Origin of the sequence: Anaeromyxobacter oryzisoli, assembly GCF_022690765.1 — a bacterium.
Taxonomy (GTDB): Bacteria; Myxococcota; Myxococcia; order Myxococcales; family Anaeromyxobacteraceae; genus Anaeromyxobacter; species Anaeromyxobacter oryzisoli.
Window position 1 is genome coordinate 17,938 of the sequence record NZ_JALCZA010000002.1, and the last position, 22,451, is coordinate 40,388.

At 67.6% G+C, this 22,451-nt stretch carries 19 protein-coding genes, 1 tRNA gene and 1 pseudogene; 9 read left to right on the top strand and 12 right to left on the bottom strand.

Going from position 1 to position 22,451, the window contains the following annotated elements:
- Positions 1-44 precede the first annotated feature (44 nt).
- The 3 genes from MNZ27_RS00795 to MNZ27_RS00805 all read left to right on the top strand — a co-directional run bounded on the left by MNZ27_RS00795 (position 45) and on the right by MNZ27_RS00805 (position 5,082).
- On the top strand, positions 45-3,593 hold the full coding sequence (locus MNZ27_RS00795; RefSeq protein WP_242392115.1) for an Ig-like domain-containing protein: 3,549 nt from the start codon (positions 45-47) through the stop codon (positions 3,591-3,593).
- A gap of 322 nt (positions 3,594-3,915) precedes the next feature.
- Positions 3,916-3,989, top strand: a tRNA-Pro gene (locus tag MNZ27_RS00800).
- A 94-nt stretch (positions 3,990-4,083) separates the two neighbouring features.
- Positions 4,084-5,082 (top strand): PIN domain-containing protein, encoded by a 999-nt coding sequence (locus MNZ27_RS00805; protein WP_242392116.1) that lies wholly within the window; start codon positions 4,084-4,086, stop codon positions 5,080-5,082.
- A gap of 464 nt (positions 5,083-5,546) precedes the next feature.
- On the opposite strand, the gene MNZ27_RS00810 is transcribed toward MNZ27_RS00805, so the two are convergent.
- From MNZ27_RS00810 to MNZ27_RS00835, 6 genes are all read right to left on the bottom strand, one after another.
- On the bottom strand, positions 5,547-7,136 hold the full coding sequence (locus MNZ27_RS00810; protein WP_242392117.1) for a restriction endonuclease: 1,590 nt from the start codon (positions 7,134-7,136) through the stop codon (positions 5,547-5,549).
- Between the two features lie 63 nt (positions 7,137-7,199).
- Entirely contained in the window at positions 7,200-7,958 is a 759-nt protein-coding gene (locus MNZ27_RS00815; protein WP_242392118.1) for a nucleotidyltransferase domain-containing protein, read from the bottom strand.
- 50 nt (positions 7,959-8,008) lie between these two features.
- A complete protein-coding gene (locus MNZ27_RS00820; RefSeq protein WP_242392119.1) occupies positions 8,009-9,211 on the bottom strand; it encodes an SAVED domain-containing protein in 1,203 nt (400 codons plus the stop codon).
- 29 nt (positions 9,212-9,240) lie between these two features.
- Positions 9,241-9,648, bottom strand: coding sequence for a hypothetical protein (locus MNZ27_RS00825; RefSeq protein WP_242392120.1), 408 nt, complete (start codon positions 9,646-9,648; stop codon positions 9,241-9,243).
- Between the two features lie 77 nt (positions 9,649-9,725).
- Complete coding sequence (locus MNZ27_RS00830) at positions 9,726-10,877, bottom strand: nucleotidyltransferase domain-containing protein (RefSeq protein WP_242392121.1); 1,152 nt, start codon at positions 10,875-10,877, stop codon at positions 9,726-9,728.
- Between the two features lie 56 nt (positions 10,878-10,933).
- A complete protein-coding gene (locus tag MNZ27_RS00835; RefSeq protein WP_242392122.1) occupies positions 10,934-11,278 on the bottom strand; it encodes a hypothetical protein in 345 nt (114 codons plus the stop codon).
- 552 nt (positions 11,279-11,830) lie between these two features.
- On the opposite strand from MNZ27_RS00835, the gene MNZ27_RS00845 reads away from it, so the two are divergent.
- The 4 genes from MNZ27_RS00845 (at position 11,831) to MNZ27_RS00860 (ending at position 14,807) form a co-directional block, all read left to right on the top strand.
- Positions 11,831-12,619: a ParA family protein gene (locus tag MNZ27_RS00845; RefSeq protein WP_242392123.1), complete on the top strand. Its 789-nt coding sequence runs from the start codon at positions 11,831-11,833 to the stop codon at positions 12,617-12,619.
- Positions 12,612-13,610 carry a ParB/RepB/Spo0J family partition protein gene (locus MNZ27_RS00850; RefSeq protein ID WP_242392124.1) on the top strand — a complete coding sequence of 333 codons (999 nt, stop codon included), beginning with the start codon at positions 12,612-12,614 and terminating at the stop codon, positions 13,608-13,610. The genes MNZ27_RS00845 and MNZ27_RS00850 overlap by 8 nt, the downstream gene beginning before the upstream one ends.
- Positions 13,611-13,756: 146 nt before the next feature.
- Positions 13,757-14,098 (top strand): hypothetical protein, encoded by a 342-nt coding sequence (locus tag MNZ27_RS00855; protein WP_242392125.1) that lies wholly within the window; start codon positions 13,757-13,759, stop codon positions 14,096-14,098.
- A gap of 226 nt (positions 14,099-14,324) precedes the next feature.
- Positions 14,325-14,807 (top strand): hypothetical protein, encoded by a 483-nt coding sequence (locus MNZ27_RS00860; protein WP_242392126.1) that lies wholly within the window; start codon positions 14,325-14,327, stop codon positions 14,805-14,807.
- A gap of 49 nt (positions 14,808-14,856) precedes the next feature.
- On the opposite strand, the pseudogene MNZ27_RS00865 reads toward MNZ27_RS00860, so the two are convergent.
- From MNZ27_RS00865 to MNZ27_RS00890, 6 genes and pseudogenes are all read right to left on the bottom strand, one after another.
- A pseudogene (locus MNZ27_RS00865) lies at positions 14,857-16,424 on the bottom strand (IS1182 family transposase).
- Positions 16,425-16,648: 224 nt separating this feature from the next.
- Positions 16,649-16,867, bottom strand: a complete 219-nt coding sequence (locus tag MNZ27_RS00870; RefSeq protein WP_242392127.1) for a YgaP family membrane protein — start codon at positions 16,865-16,867, stop codon at positions 16,649-16,651.
- A gap of 123 nt (positions 16,868-16,990) precedes the next feature.
- Positions 16,991-18,427, bottom strand: coding sequence for a mercury(II) reductase (gene merA, locus MNZ27_RS00875; protein ID WP_242392128.1), 1,437 nt, complete (start codon positions 18,425-18,427; stop codon positions 16,991-16,993).
- An 83-nt stretch (positions 18,428-18,510) separates the two neighbouring features.
- Positions 18,511-19,005, bottom strand: coding sequence for a putative iron-sulfur cluster-binding metallochaperone (locus tag MNZ27_RS00880; protein ID WP_242392129.1), 495 nt, complete (start codon positions 19,003-19,005; stop codon positions 18,511-18,513).
- Positions 19,006-19,014: 9 nt separating this feature from the next.
- On the bottom strand, positions 19,015-19,350 hold the full coding sequence (locus MNZ27_RS00885) for a heavy-metal-associated domain-containing protein (RefSeq protein ID WP_242392130.1): 336 nt from the start codon (positions 19,348-19,350) through the stop codon (positions 19,015-19,017).
- 19 nt (positions 19,351-19,369) lie between these two features.
- Complete coding sequence (locus MNZ27_RS00890) at positions 19,370-19,762, bottom strand: mercuric transporter MerT family protein (protein ID WP_242392131.1); 393 nt, start codon at positions 19,760-19,762, stop codon at positions 19,370-19,372.
- Between the two features lie 225 nt (positions 19,763-19,987).
- Here MNZ27_RS00890 and MNZ27_RS00895 point away from each other — a divergent pair, with 225 nt between their 5' ends.
- Positions 19,988-20,947 carry a sigma-54 interaction domain-containing protein gene (locus MNZ27_RS00895; RefSeq protein ID WP_242392220.1) on the top strand — a complete coding sequence of 320 codons (960 nt, stop codon included), beginning with the start codon at positions 19,988-19,990 and terminating at the stop codon, positions 20,945-20,947.
- Between the two features lie 80 nt (positions 20,948-21,027).
- The gene (locus MNZ27_RS00900; protein ID WP_242392132.1) at positions 21,028-21,552 is read left to right on the top strand and encodes a hypothetical protein; all 525 of its coding nucleotides are present in this window, start codon (positions 21,028-21,030) and stop codon (positions 21,550-21,552) included.
- Positions 21,553-22,451 lie beyond the last annotated feature (899 nt).

Sequence of the window (22,451 nt, forward strand, 5' to 3'; positions counted from 1 at the left end):
TGGTGAACGCGGCGTTCTCGCGCCGCTTCCCGCGGAGGGGGACCATGCGGCGGATCTCGGTGCTCGGGCTCGTGGCGCTCGCGGTGGTGGGGTGCTCGGGGGGCGGTGGCGGATCGCAACCCGCGGCGAAGCTCACCGCCATCGTCGTCACGCCGGCGAACCCCTCGACGATCGTCGGCGGGACGGTCGCGTTCCACGCCACGGGCGCCTACGAGGATCACACCACCCGGGACGTCACGGCGGAGGCCACCTGGTCCTCGTCCACCTCGGCGACCGCGACGGTGTCGAACACCGCGGGGACGCGCGGGGTCGCGACGGCGCTGGCCATCGGCACGACCGTCGTTGGGGCGACGCTCGGCGGGATCCGGGGAGAGACCGCGCTCTCGGTCATCGACGCCACCGTGACCGCCGTCCGGATCGACCCCGCCGCGCCCGTGGTCGGCGTCGGGGAGACCGTCGCGCTCCGCTGCCTCGGGGCGACGGCCGCCGGGCCGGAGGTGGACGTGACCGGGCTCTCGACCTGGGCGAGCGACCGCGTGGACGTCGCGACGGTGACGGTCGGTGCGCTCACCGGCGTGAAGCTCGGCACCGCGCAGCTCACCGCGACCTTCGGCGGGTTCACCGCGCAGGCCACGGCGACGGTGGCGAACCAGCCGCCCGCGCTCGTGGGGCTCGAGCTGACGCTGCCCGCGGGCGCCACGATCGCGGTCGGGAGCGCCCGAAGGGTGGACGCCAGGGCGGTCTACGCCGACGGGAGCCGGAAGACCGTCACCCCGTTCGCGGTCTTCGCGTCGAGCGCCCCGAGCGTCCTCGCGTTCGCCGGGCGATCCGGATGGTACGAGGCGCTCGCGCAGGGGAGCGCGACGGTGACCGGCTCCTGGTCCGGGATGACCGCCAGCGCGACGGTCACGGTGGGACCGGACGGCATCGCGGCGCTCGTGATCGACCCCGCGCCGCAGCTGGTCCCGGCCGGCGACGTGCTGCCGCTCCGCGCGACCGCCGTCCACAAGAGCGGCACGACGGAGGACGTGACCGCGAGCGCCGTCTGGACGACGGACGCGCCGCAGGTCGCGGCCGTGGAGCCGACGACCGGCGTCGCGACCGCGATGAGCGCCGGGAGCGCGGTCGTCCGCGCGAGCTACGCCGGCGTCTCCGCCGCGTCGATCCTGCAGGTCACCGGCTCGACGGCAAGCCAGCTCTCGATCGATCGCACCACCGAGACGCTGGTGGTCGGCGGGACGTCCTGGCTGTCCGGGACGCTCTCGTTCCCCGACGCGACGTCGGCCCAGGCGGATCAGGTCGTCCAGGCGACCGTGGCGGACCCCGCCGTCGTGGCGGTCGAGCGAGAGCCCGACGGCTATCTTCGCTACCGCGCGCTCGCCGCGGGCTCGACCACCGTCGCGGTGCGGGCGGGTGGGCTCACGCAGACCGTGACGGTCCAGGTCTTGGCGCCGACCGCGCTGTGGCTCGAGTCCTCCTTGCCCCTGGTCGCCGGGCTCACGACCAACGTCTACGCGACCGCGTCCGCGGGGACGGCGACGGCGTCGGTGGGCGAGCTCGCGAGCTGGTCGTCCGACGCGCCTTCGATCGTCGAGGTCGTCTACGGCCTGCGAGGCCAACCTCGGCTCGTGGCGCACGCGCCCGGGACGGCGAAGCTCACCCTGTCGTTCGGCGGCGTGAGCACCACCGCGACCGTGACGGTGATCCCCGTGCCCGCTTCGATCGAGGTGACGCCCTCGTCCGCGCTGCTCGCGGTGACGCAGAACCAGGTGTTCACCGCGACCGCCCACCTCGCGAGCGGGGAGGCCGTGCCGGTCGGGGACGCGGTGGAGTGGGTGATGGACGATCCGCCCGTCGGCTACTTCGGCTACGGCGGATTCACCGCGACGCGTCCCGGGACCTCGGCGGTCATCGCGACGGTCGCGGGCGTGGCCGGCCGCGCCGAGGTCGTGGTCCAGGAGTCGCTGTACGCGCTCTCGCTCGAGCCCGCCCTCGCGAACGGCGCGGTCGGACCGTACACTCTCCCGCAGGGGACGACGGCGAAGTTCTCGGCGGATGGGTATTCCTATCACAGCGGGTGGAATCCAGACGTCGCCGTCGCCTGGAGCAGCTCCAACCAGGCGGTCGCGACGTTCTCGACCGACCCCGCGAAGCCGGGCGAGCTCACCGCGGTCGGGCCCGGGACGACGACGATCACGGCGACGTACGCCGTGTCCGGTGGCACGGCGGTCACCGCGTCGGCGACCGTCTACGTGGCGCCGCTCCGCTCGCTCGCGGCCTCCCCGGCCAGCGTGAGCGTCGTGCCGGCGGGTACGGTGCGGGTCGCCGTCGCGGGTACGTTCGATGACGGCGCCGGCGGCACCTTCACGGCGGACGTGACGCCGTGGGTCACCTGGACCTCGAGCGCGACCGACGTCGCCCGGCCCACGTCGGTCCTGACGGCGAACAACGCCGCCATGACGTTCGGGATCCTGGGCGTGTCGCCCGGGTCGGCGGTGCTCACCGGGACCCTCGGCGGGTCCATCGTGGACGTCCCCGTGACCGGGCTGCCGCCGTCCGTCGCGAGCGTGACGATCGCGACGCACTCGCCCGACGTCGTCGGCCTCTCGTTCGCGCCGACCGCGACCGCGGTCCTCGTCCCGAACGCGGCGGAGGTGGACGTGACGAGCCTCGCGACCTGGTCCGCGGACGGGGTGGTGGTCGGCGTCTCGGGCTCGCCGCCGATCGCGAAGGTGCTCTCGGCCGGCACCGGCACGGTCAGCGCCGCGTTCGGCGGCGCGACGGGAACGGCGTGGGTGTACGCCACGGCGGGTTCGTACACGGCGCTGGTGCCCGACAAGCGCCGGCTCACCCTCGCGCCCGGAGGGTGGACCAGCATCCGGGTGGAGGCGCGGGGACAGTCCGTTTCCAGCACCATCGAGGGTTTGACCGTCGCGTCGTCCAACCCGACGGTCGCGTCCGTGCAGACCTCCGGGGCCTACGTCTCCATCGCGGCGCATTCGCCCGGCGAGGCGCTCGTCACGGCCTCGTACGGAGGGGTGGACACGCGGATCGCCGTGAACGTCTTCGACCTGCCGGGCGACTTCTCCAGCCTGCACGATTCCACGGTGCTGCACGTCCACGAGCGGACGTCCGTCACGGTCTTCGACTGGGTGCGCAACATCGGGGTGGACTCCCAGGCGGACGAGGCGGTCACCTGGACGTCGAGCGATCCGACGGTGCTGAAGGTCATCGGCCCCGGCGCGATCCAGGCGCTCAAGCCCGGACACGCCTTCATCACCGCGTCCGGTCCGGCGTGGCAGGAGTCCACCGGGTTCACCGTCTCGAGCGCCCAGCTCGTCGAGCTGTACCCGAGCACCCCGGCCGTGCCGCTGCCCGTCGGGACGGCCGACTCCCTCCGCGCGTACGCGAGGTACTCGGACGGCGTGCGCGTCGACGTGACCCGCGACGTCACCTGGTGGAGCGCCGCGCCCACGGCCGCCGCGTTCGACTCCGGCACCCCCGGCCTCGTCCGCGCCCTCGCCGCCGGGACGACGCGGGTGGAGTGCCGCCTCGACGGGCTCGCCGCGGACGCGATGGTGACCGGCTTCTGACCGGGAGGGATGGATGCGTCGGGAGGGCCCGGGCGCCGTGCAGCGCCGCGCCTGGGGCCCTCTCGCGCGCCTGCTGCCCGGCCGCGGAGGGAGCCGGGGGAGGGCGGGAGGAGGGGCGCCCGGAGGTCGCCGGAGCACGTGCTGGAGCGCCTTCCAGAGCGCTCCGGCGCACGCAACCGCCGGCGTGCAGCCCGCTCGATCCCCCGCCTCACGCCCGCTCGCTCTTCACCCTTGACAGCTTTCCGGAGGTCCAGTATCTACGCCGCCTTGCGACGGACCGACGCCCTCCCGAGGCGCGGTGCAGTACCGCCGATCGAAGCACCGGGGAGTGGCTCAGCCTGGTAGAGCACTTGGTTCGGGACCAAGGGGTCGCAGGTTCAAATCCTGTCTCCCCGACTCAGAAGGCCGCGATTCCTCTCGGGAAACCGACGGAACGCGGCCTTCTTCTTTTCCGGATGGTGCGCTGCGCACCACCGGCGCACCAAAATCCGTGACGCTCGGTGCGGACGGTGCGGGCAGTGCGGCGTCGGGCGGCGCGCCGGAGTTGCTCGAGGACGCGGCGCCCAGGGTTGCCGCGCCAGTCGAGGGAGGAGACATGCACGTGCCGAACACGATCGCTGCCCGGCTTCGCAGCTCGCTCGAGCGCATCGTTGAGCAGGCGTCGGAGCTGGCCCGAGGCCTCGGGGTGCGTCGCCTCGAGCGGGACCTCGGGACGGCCGTCGTCATGTCGGGCGCCGACTTCCACTTCGAGAAGCCGAGCGCCGCGCAGCAGGATGCCCAGCTTGAGCTGAAGCGGCGGTACGAACCCTTCTCGGAAGTCGTCCGCGTGCTCCTGCGCGCGGCTCCGGAAAGGCTCGTGTCGGATTGGAGGAAGGCGGACAAGAAGTTCAAGAGCGCGTGGATCGAGCTCGGCACGAACTACACCCTGTCGGCCGACGAGGCGCGAAACGAAGCCGCGCTCCGGAAGGACGCGGACGCGCTGGCCCAGGTCCTCTCGGTCCTCGAGGGCATCGGCACCACGGGCGTGCTGCTCGTGCCCGATACGAACAGCCTCGTCGACCAACCCGATCCGGTCATGTACCGGCCGATCGCGGGGCGCGACGATTTCACGCTCGTGCTGCTGCCGCCCGTTCTTGACGAGATCGACGACCTCAAGATCGCACACAAGAATCCGGACGTTCGCGACGGCGCGATGCGCGCGATCACCAGGATCAAGGGCTGGCGGGACCAGGCGCGACGCGCCGGACGTACGCTCAACGACGGCACGGTCGTCGACGGTTCCATCACCGTCCAGTCGCTACACATCGAGCCCGACGTGAAGGGCTCCCTTTCCTGGCTCGACGCCTCCGTGGCGGACGATCGCATCATCGCGGCTGTCCTCGCTGTCGCGGCGGAGCACCCGGCCGCGCGGGTGGTGCTCGTCACGGGCGACGTCAACCTGCAGAACAAGGCGGACGCGGCCATGCTGGAGACGGCTGACACACCGTAAGCAGAAGGTGCCCGGGCGAGGCGCAAGGAGGGCGACCACGTTGATCGCCTTCGCTCGAACGTCCAGCACCGGCGTTCGCGCGGCCGTTCTCAGCCGGAGGGGCGCCGCTCGTTTCAGCGGCGGAACCGCGGAGTCCACGACTCTTCGAGAGCGTCGAAGTCATGAAGTTCCCCCCCGAGTTTCGGAACCGGCTCAGCCGCTCGACGTGCGCGTGTTCGCGCTCGTTGCCGCTCCGGATGTGATCAGGGCAGGGTCGAGTGCCGCCCGGTGCACCAGTTCAAGGACGTCGCCGTCGGCTGAAACCGGAACGCCAAGTCGTGAAGCGTCTCCAGCCCCACGAAAGGCTCATCGGCACCTCTTCGCTGACTCCGGAGGAGACTGCGAACGCTTCCCCTCCTCCGATGGCTCGAACGACGACTCTGGTCTTCCTGGATTCGTAGATCAGGAGGGTTCGGAACGTCGCGTTAGCCAAGAGCCGAACGGATCTTCGCAGACCACGTATTCGAGGAGTGGACCTCGCATACCTCGGTGACGTTCTCAGCGTTGGGGCGCAGAAGCGGCAAGTTGCCATCAACCAGGAAGTAGATCGCGGACAGAAGCGCGTCCGTTGTAGTGCCCGGGAGTTGGCTAGCGATAAGCGCGCGGAACACCGTTGCGATCGAATCCGGGTCCTTCACGAGCTCGTATGCGAGCGGCTGCTGCGTCCGTTCGCGGTTTGAGAACTCGCCACGCGCGATCGCAACGGCAAGTCGGCGCCAGACTTCCGGCGGGACCGCCTTCTCGCGTCGTAGCAGGTCCAGCGTTGCGTACGCATCCTCGTCATCACCGGCGAGCACGGTCTTCTCAGCCAGTTCCAGGATGGACGGTGGGGCAGGTACACCGTGGGCTTGCGCTGAAGCCCAACGCTGACGTCCTTCCATTCGGAATCGCCGGTGCTGGTCCCGAAGCAGCTCCTCGATTCCACTCCAGTCAGGCGCAGTTGACGCGTCGGGCACGCTTCGGGGCAGCGATAGAGCGCGCCGAACCAAATCGGAAACCTCAGAAGGCACGTGGACGTCGTCGACGGATTTCGCCTCCCGAAACCGGACGAGTCGCGCCTCGATCTGTGGAAGAAGATGCGCGAGTCCGAGAGTCGTGAGGCTTGGAGCAATCGGCGCGATACTCGCATGTCGTTCTTCGATCGAAGTACGGTCCCATAGGCCGAGGTGCTCGCCAACTGCGAATGCCGCCTGAGCGCGATCTTCGGACAGGAAGAGTTTGGACGAGGCGATCTGCGCCTGAAGCGCTCTCGCGATTCCACACAGTGCTTCTTCGGTCGTCTCAGCGGAACTAGCGGCCGAACGAAGCGAAGCACATCCGTTGCGAATGCTGTCTGCCTCGGACTTGGGCAGGATGACGCGGCTGGCTGCAGTCAGGCGCGCCGCGAGATCGTCAAGGGGAATGTGAAGGTCGGGTTCGGGGACGGGGCCGATCAGGAAAGCTGCCAACGATACTCGGTACTCGAGGTTCTGCGACGCGAGGCCGAGTTCGAACGCAGCCAACGCTCCGTTGCCAACCGAATACGGCTCGTTGTGGCGAGGCGTCTCAGCATGCACCTTCTTCGGGAAGAAGGCTGGGTTGAAGATCGCGGGGTGGAGTTCAATGAGAGTTCGAGCACCTGCTGAGAGCAGCGTGCGAATCCGCTCCGCGGGGAAGAGCTCCAAATCCCAGCCGTGGGTTGTGTGAGTGAACGAAACTGCTTCATCGCGCTCCGCAGCCGTGACAGACCGACTCGTAACGAACACCACAGACGAGCACGGGTGCCCGCACTCGACCATTCTGTCCAAGTCCTCCTCGAGCTTGTTGCGCCAATCCTTCCGGCAGCTGAACGCGAAGATCACCGGCGCGCTGCTGCGCGAGCCGGTGAACAGCGCATCTCGGCCGCCGTCAGCCGACCCGCCGAGTGGTTCGATTCCCGTCCATCCTGCACGGACCATGAGGTCGCAGCAGAATCTCTCGAACTGGCGGTAGTCGGTCGCGTGTTCGAGGCAATACAGAATCGGGTCGGCGGCCACTGTGTACTCCGCGGCATGTGGGCGAGACCTGCTCCGACAGGTCGAGAGCGAAAGCGCACCCGTCTACCAGACGATATCACCCCAGTACGGAGCGTTCAGCGCCTGAACGGCTTGAGAGTAGAGCGCGCTTCGTTCCGAGAGGCTGATGTCCAGCTCGTTGTTCGAGTTCGCAGGATCGACGAACCGCATCGACTGAACGTCAGAAACGATAAAGGAGAACACCTGCTGCATGCTCCGCGCGAAGTCCGACACGGGCGTTCCCGCTAAGGCGCGGTTGATGAGGATCTCCAGCGCGAAGGTGCTGCTGGAGAACTGCCGCCGAACGCGCCAGAGCTTCATCAGCTTGACGATCTCGCGGATCCCGGGCCTGCGTACCGCGTCGATGTGAACCTTGAGGCTCGTCTGGAGGGTGCTCCCGTTGCCGACGTTCTTGAACAGCGTCGCGTAGCGAAATGTGGCGTCCTGTGCACGGCCGGGAACGACGTCAACGTGAAACCCGTTGTCGTACGGCAGGTGCAGAGCAACGGTCTTCGGCTTTACGACGTACCGGGAGCCCGTGAGAACGTTGTGGACGTGCCAGAAGATGTCCTTCAATGACGCCAGCTCGGTGCTCGGAAAGTAGACGACGAGGTCGAGGTCGTATGACGGGCGGATCATCGTGTCCTTCCCGTAGGACCCACCGTAGTAGATGCGCGGCGAGCTTCCGTACGCTCGCCGAAGGCAGGTCTCGATATCGCCTCGGATGCGCTGAAGGACGTTCAGTTCTGCTTGCTGCAATGCGTACTGCGACAGGAGTCCTTGCAGGTACGAGTGGGGAGTCATCTGGGCCCCCGTACAGCGCGTGCTCGCCTGGACCTGTTCACGACACGTGCTCAGTCGTACTGCTTGTCATTCGGGTTGATCGTCGTGCGGAGAGTAAAGCCTCCGCGGTTGCGGTCGTTGTCGTAGACGCGGAGGAGAGGGTCGATCTTTGGCAGGAGGTCGTACCCGCAGACGATCGCGGCCGGGGCGGGAACGGCCGGGAACAGTTCGATCTCGCGAACGCGTGGGTGGTTCTTCCTGATCTTCGCCAGCGTGTCGCGGTAAGCGCGTCGGAATGCCTGCAAGTCCTTTCGACGACGGAGAAAGTCCGTAGAAGGCGTTCTTCTGGCGAGCGTGATCTCGTACACCGTGTGCTGGCGGGTGACTTGGGCAGGGAGTTGAGACAGGTCGATCGCGCCGCTCAGTGAGAGGACGAGAGCTGCTTGTAAATTGTTCGTCCCGCGCTGGAGAACGCGGGATGTGTATTTCACCGCGGGACCAGCGGTCTTCTTCCATGCCCAAGGATTCTCTCCGTCACGGTGGAGCTGGAAGAAATCGACCGTCATCTTGTTGCTGAGTCGCGTGCCGAGATAAACGAGCAGGTGTATCGGGGCGAGCGCGAACAGCGAGATGTGGCGAGTCTCCTGAACGTCGGAACCGCCTTCGTAAAGACGGCGGACCTTGGTCGCGATCGTCTTCTCGGCCGATGCGACGAAAGCGTCGTCGTCGTGCTCCAAGTCCGTCAGGTTGATGACATACCCGGTCGTATCCGACGGGTACCGGGGCGCCACGGCCTCTGTCACGTTGTGGATCGGGATGCCCACGGCGTCACCGCCGATCTTGGCCTTGAGCTGCACGAAGGTGGTTCTCATGTTCGGCGCTAGCCCCGTCACATGACGTATCCGGTTCTCGTGCTCAGCCTTGTAGGACTTGAGCGCGTCGACCGGAAAATCTGATGGGTTCTTGTCGATGTGCGTGTGATCGGTCTTGCAGAGCAGCATCAGGTTCGAGAGAGCGTTGATGTCCCTGGGGCGTGCCGACGATTCTCCGCGTGGGCCCTCCTGGCTGAACGCTACGATGTGCGCGTTCTCCGAGTAGTTGCCGGCCTTGAGCGTCAGCGGGTGCTCGAAAAGGAACTGGTTGCACCCGCGGAACTCGCACCGTCCTCCGGCAGCTACAGCGAGCACAATCCGCGTGCTCTCCTTAATCTTGCGTCCGACGGGTGTGACCGGTGACGACGGGCTGCCTGGATGCTTCGGAGGAGCTTTGGCCATGCGTGTTCTTCCTCGGACCGCTCGCCGGTCTATGGGGATGTCGCCTCGGCCTTCGGGCCCGAGTGCGTCGCTCCGCCGCCGCTCCAGACTCCCGTGGCGCGCCACACCTCGTAGTCGAGCAGCCAGCATCGGAACCACGGCAGGATCGTCCGCGCGATCGCCATGGTGGAGTCCCAGTCTGTTCCTGGAAGGAAGATGCAGGGCCGCTCTGCCCCCGGGGTGTTCGCTTCATACATGTGGGGAATCGGAACGTCGGGCGCCTCGACGCGGCGCGCGAGCGCTGGCCGGTCCACGAAGACCTTCGGGTTCTCGCGTTCGCGATACTCGATCCGAACCTCGTACTCCTCGGTAATCGGAGTCGCCGATAGCGTGCCGCTCGCGATCAGGAACTCCGTGGTGCGCTTCCGACCGCGGCGGATGCGCGTCTCGCGTTGCACGGCCACGTGGCACCCGGGCCAGAGTGCTCGGAGCGCGATAGCCTGCTGCGATATGGAAAGCGGACGAGCGCGGTACATCAGTCGCCGAAATACGTGTTGCTGGGAACTCGGAAGCCGCCAGCGAGAGGCGCGACCACTCCGAGGCCCTTCGCGGATGAGGTAAGCGTGCCGGCGTCGCGACGGGTCTTCTGCAACTCGGCGTACTTCTGGAACGCGGCCGCGACAGGGTGGACCTTCGCACCGGGGCCGCCATCGAAGAGCTTCTCCAGGGCAAGACGGAGGCGCTCTCCGCGGAGCTGCGTCAGCTCGACGACCCGGGCCTCGAGCATGGATGCGAAGCTCCCGAGCGCCCTCTGGCGCTCGCCGGTGATCCCGTCGGTGAAGTCCTCGTCGGGGTTGCTGGGGTTGACCACTGAAATGGGTCCAGGTGCCGCAGTCCGGACGAGCCGCTGGATCGCGCGGGCGACCTCGATGATCGCGCTCACGACGCACGTTCCCCCGGAGTAGTAATTCCCGGACAGCGTCGTCAGGATAATGGAACGTGGAGCATCGTCCGCTCCGTTGAACGCAACATCGCGCGCGCGCTTCATGAGCTGAACAGCGAGCGCCAGCGGGAGCTTCTCGGAGGCGTCGCTCTGGATAGGCAGGGGCTCGGTTGCCGCGGCCTTCATGAGCCTCTCTACGAGCACGGTGGAACGCTGCTTGAACCAGTCTGCGTATCCGCGAGGGTTGCTCGGCGTCCAGCTCGCGAGCGCAGTGTCCGGGATCTTGACGCACGTCCCGCCTCGCGACAGGTCTGCGATCGCCGGGATGATGTCCATATGGAAATCGCCCGCGTACTCCAGGGAGAGGCAGCGCTTCTTCTTCTTCAGCTTCGCCCGGTAGGTCTCGTGGGCGTGCAGGCGATCGTGGACGGCGTCGTACAGCTTCATCGCCGTCCAGGCACCTCCCCGCACCTCGCACACGAAGTCGAGGTCGTACTCGACTTCGCCGCGCGGCTTCACCGTCGTCCCCAGGCGCATCGAGCCCTGCGGGTAGATCGTCGGGGCGAAGGCCGCCAGCGGACCACCCGGGGCGGCCAGCCAGTCTCCGACGGCCTCGTAGTGGCCCGTCGCTCGGTTGTACTGGTCGTTCGTGAGCTGGACCGCCTCGGCGACCTGCGCAAGGAGGTAGTCGAGATCGGGGTTCGAGGCGACCTGGGGCGACGCGATGCCGGTTGTGGTCTGCATGCGCACCCATACTATCAGGCGGGGCTGACATGGAGCGGCTGCTTACCCGCCGGTAGCTACTCCTGTTTCTGCGAACGACCGAACAGGTACCCGAGCGCCAGACCGAGGAACCCGACGATCGTGCTGTCCAGGACCGCGGCGGTTCCGATCACGAGCACCATGAGCCCGTAGCGCCAGTGCAGCTCCGTCGATTCCCGATGGTGGCGCGCCCGGCTCCCATCGTTCTGGGCTCCGATCCAGTCTGCGATCTTGGTGTTGAGTGCCTGCCCGGCAGGCGTTCCGAGAAACCCGAGCGGCAACGCAGCGAAGCCGCCGTCGTCCTTCTCATCCACGCCTGAAGGCGTCTCAACCTCGGCTGGCTCGGTGCTGCCGCCGCGGGCGACGTCGATGGCCTCGCGCATGGCGCGATGTCTACACCGAGGGGGGGACACGCGCTGAATCAGCGGCCGACCGTAGGGTCACGGTGCGCGCACCCCGAGCTCTTTCGCGGCCTCGATGAAGAGGCGTAGGGGCGCGGAGTGCTGAGCGCGGCTGGGGAAATACGGGAAGTAGCCCGGCGTCCTGGCCGCGTAGTGGGCTCCACTACCTCGAACGGAGTCACTGACTCGGCTGCGAGCAGTGCAGCGAGTGCGAGGGCGGAGCAGGTCATCGGCTCCTCACGGGGTCGGCGCCCACGTCGTGGGAACTGAGCGCGTGCGCCAGACGCCCGCCTCGATGCGGGGCCAAAGCCGCCGGGGGGGCCGGACACTAGGCTCGTGACGGCGAAGGTCGTGATGTTGCGCGCGGCGTACGTCACCGGTGACGTAGGGCCGTCGGTCACTTAGAGCGCGCCACAGCGTTAGCCATGGCTCGGAACCTGCGGATGGGCGGGAAAGCTAGAAGATGCCAGTTGACAACTACATAGCATCCTATACGCTGCCAAGGTAGGTGCGTATCCTACATGGAGGTGCGGAATGACTGAGCAGCGAAGGGCAGTGCGGGCCGCGGTCGTGATGCCGAAGGGAGGCGTCGGGAAGACTGCGACCGCGGCAGCGCTCGCGTGGGGGCTCCGCGAGCACAAGAAGCGCACGTTGGTGGTGGACCTCGATCCGCAGATGGCCGATCTGAGCTTGGTGCTCGGGATCGACAAGCTCCGCGTGAGCTACACGTCGCGAGAGTTGATGCTGCACCCTGAGCGAGAGTTCGCGCCGGTGAAGTTGGATGAGTACCTCGACCTCGTGCCCGCCGACCCGGACCCGGTCCTCACCGAGATGCGGCTCGGGAAGGAGACGATGGTCAGCGGCCCGGTGAAGCTGCGCCGCGCGCTCGACAAGGTGGAGGACCGCTACGACTTCGTCCTCTGCGACTGTCGGCCGGGTGGCGGGGCGGTCATGGCGAATACGCTCGTCGCGTGCGGGCATATCATCGCGCCGGTCCAACTCACGCGATTTGCGGCGAGCTGCATCGTCGAGCTCAGTACCATCCTGGAGGAGGTATTCGAAGGACAGGCTCGACCGCTCATCCGGTACCTGCCGACGTTCTGGACGAGCGATAAGGAGTCGGAGGAAGCGCTCGCGTTCGTGGAGGAGAAGTGTCGCGAAGCGCTTTACGAGGCGCGGATCCCGCGCGCCGTCGCAATCGCCCGCTCGATGGCGGAGGCCGCGTCCCTCTTCGACGCGAGGTTCAAGGACTCGAAGGGGCCCGACGCGTACCGAGTCTTCGTGCAGGAGTTCCTCGCGCGGACGGAGGCGGCCCATGTCTGAGGGCGCTCGAGTGTCGGCGGCGCAGCTCACTGATCGCGGTCCGCAGGCCGACGCCGCGACCGGAACGCCGAGGCCCCGGCTATCCCTGAACCAGATCTTCACCGGATCAGGGAAGGAGATCGTCGAGGTCCCGATAGACCTCGTTAACCGAGACGAGTCGCAGGCCCGCGAGGAGTTCGACAAAGGGCGTCTCGAGGAGCTCGCGGCCAGCATCCGCCGGGAGGGCATCATCGAGCCGCTGGAGCTTCGACCCGACGCCAGCCAGGACGGGCACTTCGTCATCATCTGGGGCGAACGGCGCTGGCGCGCGGCCCAGCTCGCGGGCCTCGCCACTGTGCCCGCCGTCATCAACCGCGAGCCGAAGCACGTCCGACGTCGGCAGCTCTATGAGAACGTGATGCGGGAAGACCTTAACGCCGTCGAGCTCGCTCGCGTCGTCGCACAGACCATGGAAGAGGACGGCCTCGACAGCAAGGGCATGGCGGAGCAGCTGCGCTGGCCCCTCCGCAAGGTGCAGCGCCTCATTGAGATCCACGAAGCGCCGCTCGTCGTGAAGACCGCGATGGTCAAGGGGGCGAACGTGGACGGAGAACGGCGCGTTCTCTCGAGCCGGCACGCGCTGGACGTCATCCGGGCGTACCGGCACTACGCCCGCGGCGACAAGACCGACGACAAGGAGAAGGCGCTCGCGAAGCTCGAGAAGCTCATCGCGCGCGTCCTCGCAGAGGAGTGGTCTGCGAAGAAGCTTCAGGCGTACGTGGGTGCTCTCGGGCGGCCGGACGACGACGCGGCGCCGCCGGCTGCAGATGCGGCGGCGGTCGACGCCACCACCGGCGACAGGCACCCTTTGCCGCCGGTGTTCGAGATATCGGACGAAACTTTCGTGATCGACCTCGCTCGAGCTCGGCGGGACACGCTGGGGCCTACGGAGCGGGCGGAGCTGGTCGCGCACCTGCGGCGCCTGCTCGCGGAGTTCGAGGTCGCGGCGTAGCCAGCACCCGCGCGACGTCGTGTTGCGGCCTCGGCGAGCACCGCCGGGGCCGCAAACGTTCAGGCGTCATCATTGTGGACTCGCGAAGACGCCTGGAATATGAGGGACAAAACCCCTCGGTTCCACAGACGCATCGGAGATCTCGAATGCCACGCGCCGCTGCTGCAAGCTCCATCAATTCCGATATCCTGACAGCCATCCGACCCGCGGTGACCGCGATCGCTAACTTGATCGCCAAGCTCGTTGCGGAGCAGGTCGAGATCGAAGTCCGTTCAGCCGGGCGCGCTGTTCGCGCCCCGAAGCGCCTGGTCAAGAGCCGTCGTACCGGGCGAACCGAGATCAGGAAGTGGACGGCCGATCGTCGGGCGCGTCGCGTTCCGACGTTCGTCATCGAGGCAACCGGCCTGGACACGAAGAAGAAGATCGTCGGGAAGTACGGCGCGAACGCGACTTTCGAGAAGGGCAAGCCGCTGCCGAAGGCAGCGTAGGCGCGAGCTTGATCCGGCTTGAGAACGCCGGATCAAGCCCAGCCACCGACTGCTACTTCGGAAAGTCGCGTGAGGAACTCGACGCGATAGCGTTGGAACCCCTGCTTGTAGTGTGCCCCCCGCCTGCTTGAACCCGTGGCGCGCCCAGAGCCCCTCGGCCGCCTCGCGAATGGCGATCACGAGTAGTACTCGACGGAGGCGCTACCCGCGAGCACGGAAGGGTGCGATGGCAACTTTCAAGGAACAACACCAGGAGTTGCAGCACATCGTCAGAGAGCTTGTCCTCGTCAGGGATCACAACCTCAAGTTCAAGGCAGGCGACCCGCAGGACAAGCTACTCCACTTCGCGGAAGGGCTCCTTGTACTGCTTGCCCTCGAGCGTTTCTTGCGGGCGGTGCTCGGCTCTGACGCAAATGAGAGGCACACACTGCAAAACCTGTTGGAGATGGCTACGTCGGCAAAGCGGAACCTGCTGACGATCCCGGGGACCGGGACACGGGAGCAAGCCATCAAGGCGATCGCGGAGGTTCGCAACACGCTCATGCACGGCAACTACGAGCAGGCGGCGGCCGGTGCGGGAAGTCAGGACGTGCGGGCCTACTTCAAGAGCGGCCAGTACATCAGCGAAGTGGAGTGGCTCTACAAGCTGCTCGACGAATTGATGAAGCAGATCGACCCGGCGACCGGAAAGCCGCGCGTTAAGAAGTGAGGCGGCTCAACCCTGACCTAGAACACCGACCGGTTTGAAAGCGATCTCATCACGCGGCCTTCCGCTGGATCGTTTCGAGGTTCTGGATGGCGCAGGCGCGGCGGAGGTCGAAGAGGTTCTTGCGTACGCCGCGGTAGCGAGCGCGGCGGCCCTGGCGCCGGGCGAGATGGGCAAGCCGGTGCTCGACGCCGACGCGCTCGCGTAGCTTCGCCCGGCCAACCCGCGTCTTCTGCAGCTTGCGCAGCTTGTGCTGGAGCCGCTCGTTCTCAGCGATGGCGACGGTACGGCCGCTGCCGATCCCGGCGACTGTGCAGTTGGCGCGCAGGCGACAGTGATCGCAGGCCTCGGGATCGAATTCGACGACCGAGCCGAACTTGATGCGCTCGGTCTCGCCGGCCGGGCAGGTGATGGTGAAGTCGCGCAGGTTGAGCTTGAAGTCGCCCTTCGCGAAGGACTTCCCGTTGCGCGCCACCCAGGGCTTGCAGATGACCTGGCCGCCCGCGCCGAGGATCTCGTCCACGAGCGAGCTTGCGATGTAGCCGCGGTCAATGTTTCAGCTCGCCGATCCCACGCCCCTGCAGCGCGATGTCTCGCTTCAGCTCCGGCGCGGCCTCGTCCTCCGGCCGGTTCGCCGGCGTGATCGCGCCGGCCAAGGATGAGGTCGCTGTCGAGGTCGGTCGCGATGTGGCGCTTGCAGCCGTTGAAGCGCTTCGACTTGCTCTTGCGCCCGTGGCGCATCTCGCGATCCTCGACGGAGACGCGGCGGTCCGCGGCCACGCCCTCGCGGATCTTCACGCCGCCTCCGCCCGGGTCGGGCTCAAGATCCTGGCTCATCAGCTGCGCGAGAGTCTCGATCTCGTCCTTGAGCGGCGGCTTCTTCATCTCCGCCGCGAGCTCCGAGCCGATCCAGTCCTTCAGGTTCTCGAGCTGGATAGCCAGCGACTTCACCGCCGCCGCCTTCTGCGCTGGGTCGCTCCAGTCGAGATCGAGCGACTTCTTCACGCTCGACTCGCCGAGCGATGGGGCCCGCGCGTCGCGGCACACGCGCTCCACCGATCACCCGAGCAGCTCCGCCGCGCACTCGACCACCTTGCGGCCCGCGTGCGCGAGCAGATTGATGGTGTCCTGGACGCGCCCGGCGCCCTCGAGCGGGCTCGAGTCAATCGCCACGCGCAGCGTCTTCGGCAGCTTCTTCCAGTCGAACTCATTCGTTGCACGCGCCAGATCGATGGTCTGCTCGAGCAGCCGCCGATCCATGTCGTGCGCGATGAGCCGCTCGCGGAACGCTTGCAGCGCCCCCTGCGAGAAGGGGGCTCCCAGGCAATCGAGCACCAGCTGCCACCGCAAGTCGAGGACCGTCGCCTCCACAGCGTCGGAGTCCGACATCCCGAGGTAGCCCTGCAGCACGAGCGCCATCGCGAGCAGCGCCGGCGGCACCGGCTTCTTCCCGGCGCCGGTGTCCCGGTACATCGCCTCGAGCTCCGCCTGGAACTCGTCGTCGAAGATCTCGTGGCGGTGCTTGCGCAGGAAGCCGAAGAGCTTCCGCTTCTTCTCAAGCCGCTTGAGGATGAACTGCTCTTGCTTCGTGACCGTCTGGCTCGGCCGCCACCGCTCCATCGCCGCCTCCGCGCGAGCGCAGGCTCGCTCGAAGGCGAAAAGGATCACGGGCGGATGGGCCCTGTCGATCTCTGGGTGTAAGCGATAGGGTCCGCGGGGCTACCTGGATGGCAGCAGCCGGCCAGCCTTCAGATCGAGAACGGCTACACGACGGCCCGAGCGTCGGACGCTTCGACGTTCGAGCCGCGATCGACCACTCGGCAGACCAAGACCCTACGCAGCGGTTACTCCCCCGCGGCCGAAGGCTTCACGCCGAGCGCCTTGAGGCCGATGGCCATGGGGCAAAAGCCCGTGAGGGCGCTCTGGGTCATCATCACGCCGACGAAGGCAGCGAACCAGAGCCAGCTCTGGCTCTGGAAGATCGGGCTCGCCGGCGCGCCGAGCGCGAGCGCCAGCAGCGTGAACGAGCCCACGAAGAGCCGAACGTAGCGACCGATGGTCATTCTGGCGTTTCCTTGCGCGAGGTTCGGAAGTTAGAGCCGCCCGGCAGCCCGAGGATTCTGCGAGTCTGATGTGCCTGCGCCGAGACATCGCCAAGAGTGGCCGCGACGCCTACCTGCTCCCACCTACTCCGCGCAGCACGAGAGCTTCGCGGGGTCCTTGAACCTCGAGATCGCCACGATCTTCAGGGCCTCCGCCATCGTCGGGTAGACGTGCAGGAGGTCGATGAAGTCCCGGAGCTTCGCGCGGAAGCGAAGCGCCATGGCCGCCTCGTGGATAACCTCGGCGGCGCTCGGCCCGACCATCGAGACGCCGAGCACCTCGTCCGTCCTCGCGTTCGCGACCATCTTCACCACGCCCCTCGTGTCGCGGATCGCGCCGGCGCGGGGCACGAGCGACAGCGGCAGCGCACGGCACCAGCAGGGATAGCCAGCGGCGACGGCCTGCTGCTCGGTCATCCCCACGACCGCAACCTGCGGGTCGGTGAAGATGGCGCGAGGGATGACTCGGTGGCTCACGGTCCGCGGCTCCTCGTTCGAGAGCGCGTTGTGAGCGGCGATCCCACCGTCCTGGCTTCCGACGGGCGTCGCCATCTGGCTCTCGACCTCGCGCCCGATCACGTCGCCCGCCGCGAAGATGTGCGGCACGTTGGTCCGCAGTCGCTCGTCCACCTGGATCTCGTCGGCGGCCCCGATCCTCACGCCCGACCGCTCGATCGCGATGCGGTCGGTGTTGGGCCTCCGCCCAGCGGCCACGAGGAGCCTCTCCGCGCGGATTTCGCGAGGGTGGCCGCCGACGTCGACTGCGGCGACGACCTCGCTACCGTCCACCCGCACCGAGCGGACGCGAGCGCGCGTCACGATACGGACTCCCTCTGCCTCAAGCGCGGCGGCCAGCGTCGGACCGACCTCCCGCTCGTACCCGCGCGCCAGGATCCCCTCGCTTCGTTCGACCAGGGTGACCTCGCTTCCGAAGCGTCGGAACATCTGCCCCAGTTCGAGCGCGACATAGCCGCCGCCCACGACAAGCAGCGACCGCGGCAGCTCCCTCAGCTCCACCGCCTCGCCGCTCGACAGCAGATCGCTCGTCAGGTACGGCACCTCAGCGAGTCCGTCGATGTCAGGGACGACCGGCCGTGACCCGGTGGCGATTAGGAGCTTGTCGCCGGCGAGCCGCTCGCGGCCGACCTGGACGGTGTGCGGATCGACGAACTCTGCGTGCCCCTCCACCACGTCGAACTGGCCGCCGAGCAGGGTCCTGTACTTCTTCTCGCGATAATCGCCGATCACCTCGTCCTTCTGCGTGACGAGCGCGCCGAAGTCGATGCCGAGCGCGACCGGCGACAATCCCGGGTAGCGCGGATGGCTTGCGTCGTGAACCAATCGCGCCGCCTCGATGAGGTTCTTCGACGGCAGGCAGCCCCGGTTCACGCAGGTGCCGCCGAGGACGCGCTCCTCGGTCATCACCGCCGTCTTGCCGAGCTCCTGCGCTCGGAGAGCCGCGGCGAACGCCGTCGACCCGGACCCGAGGATGACCAAATCACATTGCCTCGTGGAGGCCATCACGACCACCTCGCTCCGTCAGTGCGCCAGGCGCGCCGCGGCTCGGCCCCCTCCGAACGATGTGCAGCGCGTCGTCAGCTGCGTCACGACCGCCCCTCGACCGCGAGCGCAGCCTTCGCCTCCTTCACGGCCCTCCGCACGTCGCCGAGACAACACGCGCCGGACGGGTTCTTCCGCTCGCAGGCGCAGCGCCCGGCCCGAATCTCCGCGTCGACCCGGTCCGGGATCGTGCTGTCACCCGTCTCCGCGACCTCCTGCCGGACGTGCGCGCGCGTGAACTCGAAGCAGTAGCAGAGCGGGATCGGGTCCTCGGTCTCCTTCAGGCCCACGCGCACCGACGCCGCGTCCTTCTCGACCACGCGCCCGTCGGCGCCGTAGTAGAGAACCGCGCAGCTCGGAGTCCTGCAGAAACGGCGCTCGACCGCGAGCAGTCCTTCGGCGTGCCCCGGCCTCAGGATCGACCGGATCGTCTCGTCCCCGACGACCTTGCCGACCGCACCGCAGCGCGGGCAAGCGGTCTCCGCGCTCGCATGCGCGTCGGACTTCTCGCAGCTCCCACCTGAGCAGCATGAGCTCATCGCGTTCTCCTAAGAACCGCTCTGCGCGGGAAGGCTGGCTTGGTAGCCGAGCCGGTTCACGGCATCGACCAGCTGCTGCAGCGTCACCTTCCTCGGGTCGTATTCGATGGTGGCACTCTTGTTCGCGACGTCGACGCTCGTGTTTCTCACGCCGTCCAGCTTCGAGAGAGCAGTCCGCACGGCGATCTTGCAGGAGGCGCAGGTCATGCCCTCCACATGGAGCGATACAGTGGTGGAGCCCGCGACCGCGACGCCTTCGGCGCTCGTATACTCGAAGGGAAACGCTGCCATCACCAGCGCAGCCGCTGCGATCACTGCCGCGCCGATGGAAGCCCTGAGGGTCATGACATGCTCCATCCGTGAATCAGCCGAAGAGGATCCCGGCGAGGTACGGAAAGGCGAGGAACACGGCGATCACGACCGTCGCTACCCACAACGCCACGCGCCCGAAGCGATGCGCCGTCGGGACCGTGCAGTCGCAGGCCGGGCTCCCGGATGCACCGGCGCCGGCCGGCCTGGGGTGTCGATACGTGAGGTAGAAGCCCGCGCCGAGCAGGCCGACCGTCAAGACCGCGAGGTAGGGGCGGTAGGCCTCCAGCTTGACGAGCAGGCCTGCTCCGCCGAGGCCGAGTGCCGCAAGCACGAGCGGCCCAATGCAGCAGAGCGAAGCAGCGAACGCCGCGGCGATCGCTGCTCCGATCGATGCTGCGGTGAGCCTCCTAGTGGGCTCGGCCGGCCGTGACGCTGCTCGTTCCATGAGGTTCCCCGATTCCGATCCAGGCCCTGCCCACTCCAAGGACCGGGCCAGTTCGCGATGCGGGCATTCCTGTGCCGCGACAGGAGGTTGGGCGACCACCGAGAAGACGCCGCGTGCTCGCAAATGCCAGAATGGAATGCACGAGACGCCATTCTGGAATACGAATGAGCCATGGCTCCCGAGAACCTCCCCAGGGCGGACGAGATCGTGGCGAGGAGCACTGCCATGCGGCGCGTCCTCGGCCTCGCCGAGCGGGTCGCGACGGTAGACGCACCCGTGCTGCTCACCGGCGAGAGCGGATCCGGCAAGGAGCGCATCGCGCGCCACATCCACGCCCTCTCGCCGCGATCCGCCGGGCCGTCCATCCCCGTGAACTGCGGAGCGCTTCCTGAGACCCTGCTCGAGAGCGAGCTGTTCGGGCACGTGAAGGGCGCCTTCACCGGCGCCGACCGTGATCATCAGGGGCTCTTCGAAGCGGCAACGGGCGGCACACTGCTCCTCGACGAAGTCGGAGAGATCCCTCTCTCCGTCCAAGTGAAGCTCCTGCGCGTCCTGCAGGATCGCGAGGTACGGCGCGTGGGCTCGGCGAAGAGCCGCAGGGTCGACGTCCGGATCATCGCGGCCACGAACCGCGATCTCGGCGAGATGGTCCGAGCGCGAGAGTTCCGGAAGGATCTGTACTACCGGCTCAAGGTGGTGAGCATCGAGGTGCCCCCGCTCCGCGAGCGGCGTGAGGACGTGCTGCCGCTCGCGCACGCGTTCGTGCGCCGGAACTGCACCAGGTACCACTGCGGCCCGTGCTCACTCTCGGCGCGCGCGCTCGACCGACTCCTCGAGTACCCGTGGCCAGGCAACGTGCGTGAACTGGAGCACGCAATGGAGCGGGCGGTCGTGCTGGCAGAGGGGAAGCCACGGATCGAGGAGGGCGACCTCCCGCCAGAGATCCTGGCCGGCGGCGAAGTCCCGCTAGTGGACGAGACCCTCTTGCCGCTCGCAGAGCTCGAGCGGCGCCACGTGCTGCGGGTCCTCGCGCATCACGGTGGGAGCCGGAAGGAGACGGCGAAGACGCTCGGGATCGGAGCGAACACGCTCTGGCGGAAGCTCCGTGCCTACGGCGTCATCGGTGACGACGAGCGAGGTCGCCCTCGACCTCGCCGAACGCTCACCGGTACACTGGGGTCGTGACGCGCGCCATCGTCATCCGCACGAGGGGCTTCAGCTGAGGCCCAGTCCCGGGCCTCGCTTGAGGTGCCGAACTCGCGCCCGTGCTGGCGCGCCTCGATGAGATTCCCGGCGTGAGCCGGAGCCAGGCCGAGTGCTCTGGGCACTACTTCCTCGTCGAGTTGGTCGACGGCGCCACCGATGGCATCGGCGCGCGGGCGCTCGACATCCTGGGGCGCGGCGCCCGGCTCGTCACAGCCGAAGAGGCTAACGCCCAGCACGAAGCCCGCCGACGCGGCGAGCCTTGGGTGACGGCCGCGGACGCGCGGGCTCTGTCCTTCATCGAAGGCCGCATGCTCGGCGTCCGCGTGTCGGCGGCGGTCGCTCCGGAGGTCGGCCTCACCGCCGAGGAGCGGGAGCGACTCGCCGAGGCCGTGCGCGAGGAGATGTTCTCGCACGTGGAGCGGATCTACGCCGGCCTTGCCTCAGCTGGGCGTTTCTTCGAGGCGTGGCCGCAGATCGCGGAGCGCATCGCAGAGCGCTGCGCGCAATGGGTAGAGCCCAATCGCGCGAGGAATCTGGCCTCCGCGCTGGTGGGTCACTTCGCGCCCCAGCGAATTGGCCGCTGAGCCCAGCGCCGTGGATCCTCGCGCGGGAGCGAGCGGATTCAGGGAGATCTTGAACTGATCGGCGCTCTAGGCTCCCTCCAACGCGGCTAGCAGGTGGCAGGGCAACGTCCTTTAGGCATCTGTTCCTAAGGGTCGGAACGGGGACCTTTGAAGGACCGGGCCGCGAAGGGTAGGAGAGCCCTGGATCCGCCCTCGTCCGCAGCCACCCTTTCTTCACGGATTCCGAGGACGGGCGCGGACCAGTGAGGATCTCTGAGGGGACCGGGACGAGTAGGAAAGATTCGCGTGTCTCGTCGCCCTGTGGCCTCGCGTTGCGCCGACACCTTCGTGTTCCCGTCCGTCGATGCGGTACCCGGTGCCTTCTGCCGCGCCGGCGTCGACGTCACCGGTGACGTCGCGCCGCGTTTGTTGTTCGGCAGGGCATTCTCACGAGAGCTGGCCAGTTGACGTCACCGGTGACGTCGATCGAGCAGCGGATGCGTCCTGACCGGAGCTGTGCACGGTGGGCCTTCAGCCAAACCCGGCCATTCACGATCGGTGGACGTCACCGGTGACGTCAGGCTTGACCAGCGACAAGTGGTTGAATCGCGATGCCAGTAGGCACCTATTAGGCACCCTGTAGGCACCTTGACAGCGGGTGCCGAGTAGGGTGCCATGTCGGTTAGGCACCTACATTGGCACCTGATTCGGCACCCTATTAGGCACCCTGAGCAGGTCTAAGTCGCGGAAATGGTTGTCCTTGCCCCACCCAGCAGGCGAGCGCGATCCGAGGTAACGGTGCGGGTCCCAGTTTCCCGACCCCTCTCCCCCAACGACTGGGGAGAGGGGTCGGGAAACTGGGACCAGACTTGGAGAGGAGAAGAAGAGGGTGGGGCAAGGACAGGGGGAAGATAGTTAAC

Excerpts from the sequence above, each read along its gene's own strand:
- MNZ27_RS00885 (WP_242392130.1), bottom strand. The coding sequence starts at position 19,350 with ATGACCCTCAGGGCTTCCATCGGCGCGGCAGTGATCGCAGCGGCTGCG.
- MNZ27_RS00835 (WP_242392122.1), bottom strand. The coding sequence starts at position 11,278 with ATGCGCGAGGCCATCGACGTCGCCCGCGGCGGCAGCACCGAGCCAGCC.
- MNZ27_RS00815 (WP_242392118.1), bottom strand. The coding sequence starts at position 7,958 with ATGACTCCCCACTCGTACCTGCAAGGACTCCTGTCGCAGTACGCATTG.
- MNZ27_RS00890 (WP_242392131.1), bottom strand. The coding sequence starts at position 19,762 with ATGGAACGAGCAGCGTCACGGCCGGCCGAGCCCACTAGGAGGCTCACC.
- MNZ27_RS00850 (WP_242392124.1), top strand. The coding sequence starts at position 12,612 with ATGTCTGAGGGCGCTCGAGTGTCGGCGGCGCAGCTCACTGATCGCGGT.
- MNZ27_RS00820 (WP_242392119.1), bottom strand. The coding sequence starts at position 9,211 with ATGGCCAAAGCTCCTCCGAAGCATCCAGGCAGCCCGTCGTCACCGGTC.
- MNZ27_RS00880 (WP_242392129.1), bottom strand. The coding sequence starts at position 19,005 with ATGAGCTCATGCTGCTCAGGTGGGAGCTGCGAGAAGTCCGACGCGCAT.
- MNZ27_RS00870 (WP_242392127.1), bottom strand. The coding sequence starts at position 16,867 with ATGACCATCGGTCGCTACGTTCGGCTCTTCGTGGGCTCGTTCACGCTG.
- MNZ27_RS00860 (WP_242392126.1), top strand. The coding sequence starts at position 14,325 with ATGGCAACTTTCAAGGAACAACACCAGGAGTTGCAGCACATCGTCAGA.
- merA (WP_242392128.1), bottom strand. The coding sequence starts at position 18,427 with ATGGCCTCCACGAGGCAATGTGATTTGGTCATCCTCGGGTCCGGGTCG.
- MNZ27_RS00845 (WP_242392123.1), top strand. The coding sequence starts at position 11,831 with ATGACTGAGCAGCGAAGGGCAGTGCGGGCCGCGGTCGTGATGCCGAAG.
- MNZ27_RS00795 (WP_242392115.1), top strand. The coding sequence starts at position 45 with ATGCGGCGGATCTCGGTGCTCGGGCTCGTGGCGCTCGCGGTGGTGGGG.
- MNZ27_RS00895 (WP_242392220.1), top strand. The coding sequence starts at position 19,988 with ATGCGGCGCGTCCTCGGCCTCGCCGAGCGGGTCGCGACGGTAGACGCA.
- MNZ27_RS00855 (WP_242392125.1), top strand. The coding sequence starts at position 13,757 with ATGCCACGCGCCGCTGCTGCAAGCTCCATCAATTCCGATATCCTGACA.
- MNZ27_RS00830 (WP_242392121.1), bottom strand. The coding sequence starts at position 10,877 with ATGCAGACCACAACCGGCATCGCGTCGCCCCAGGTCGCCTCGAACCCC.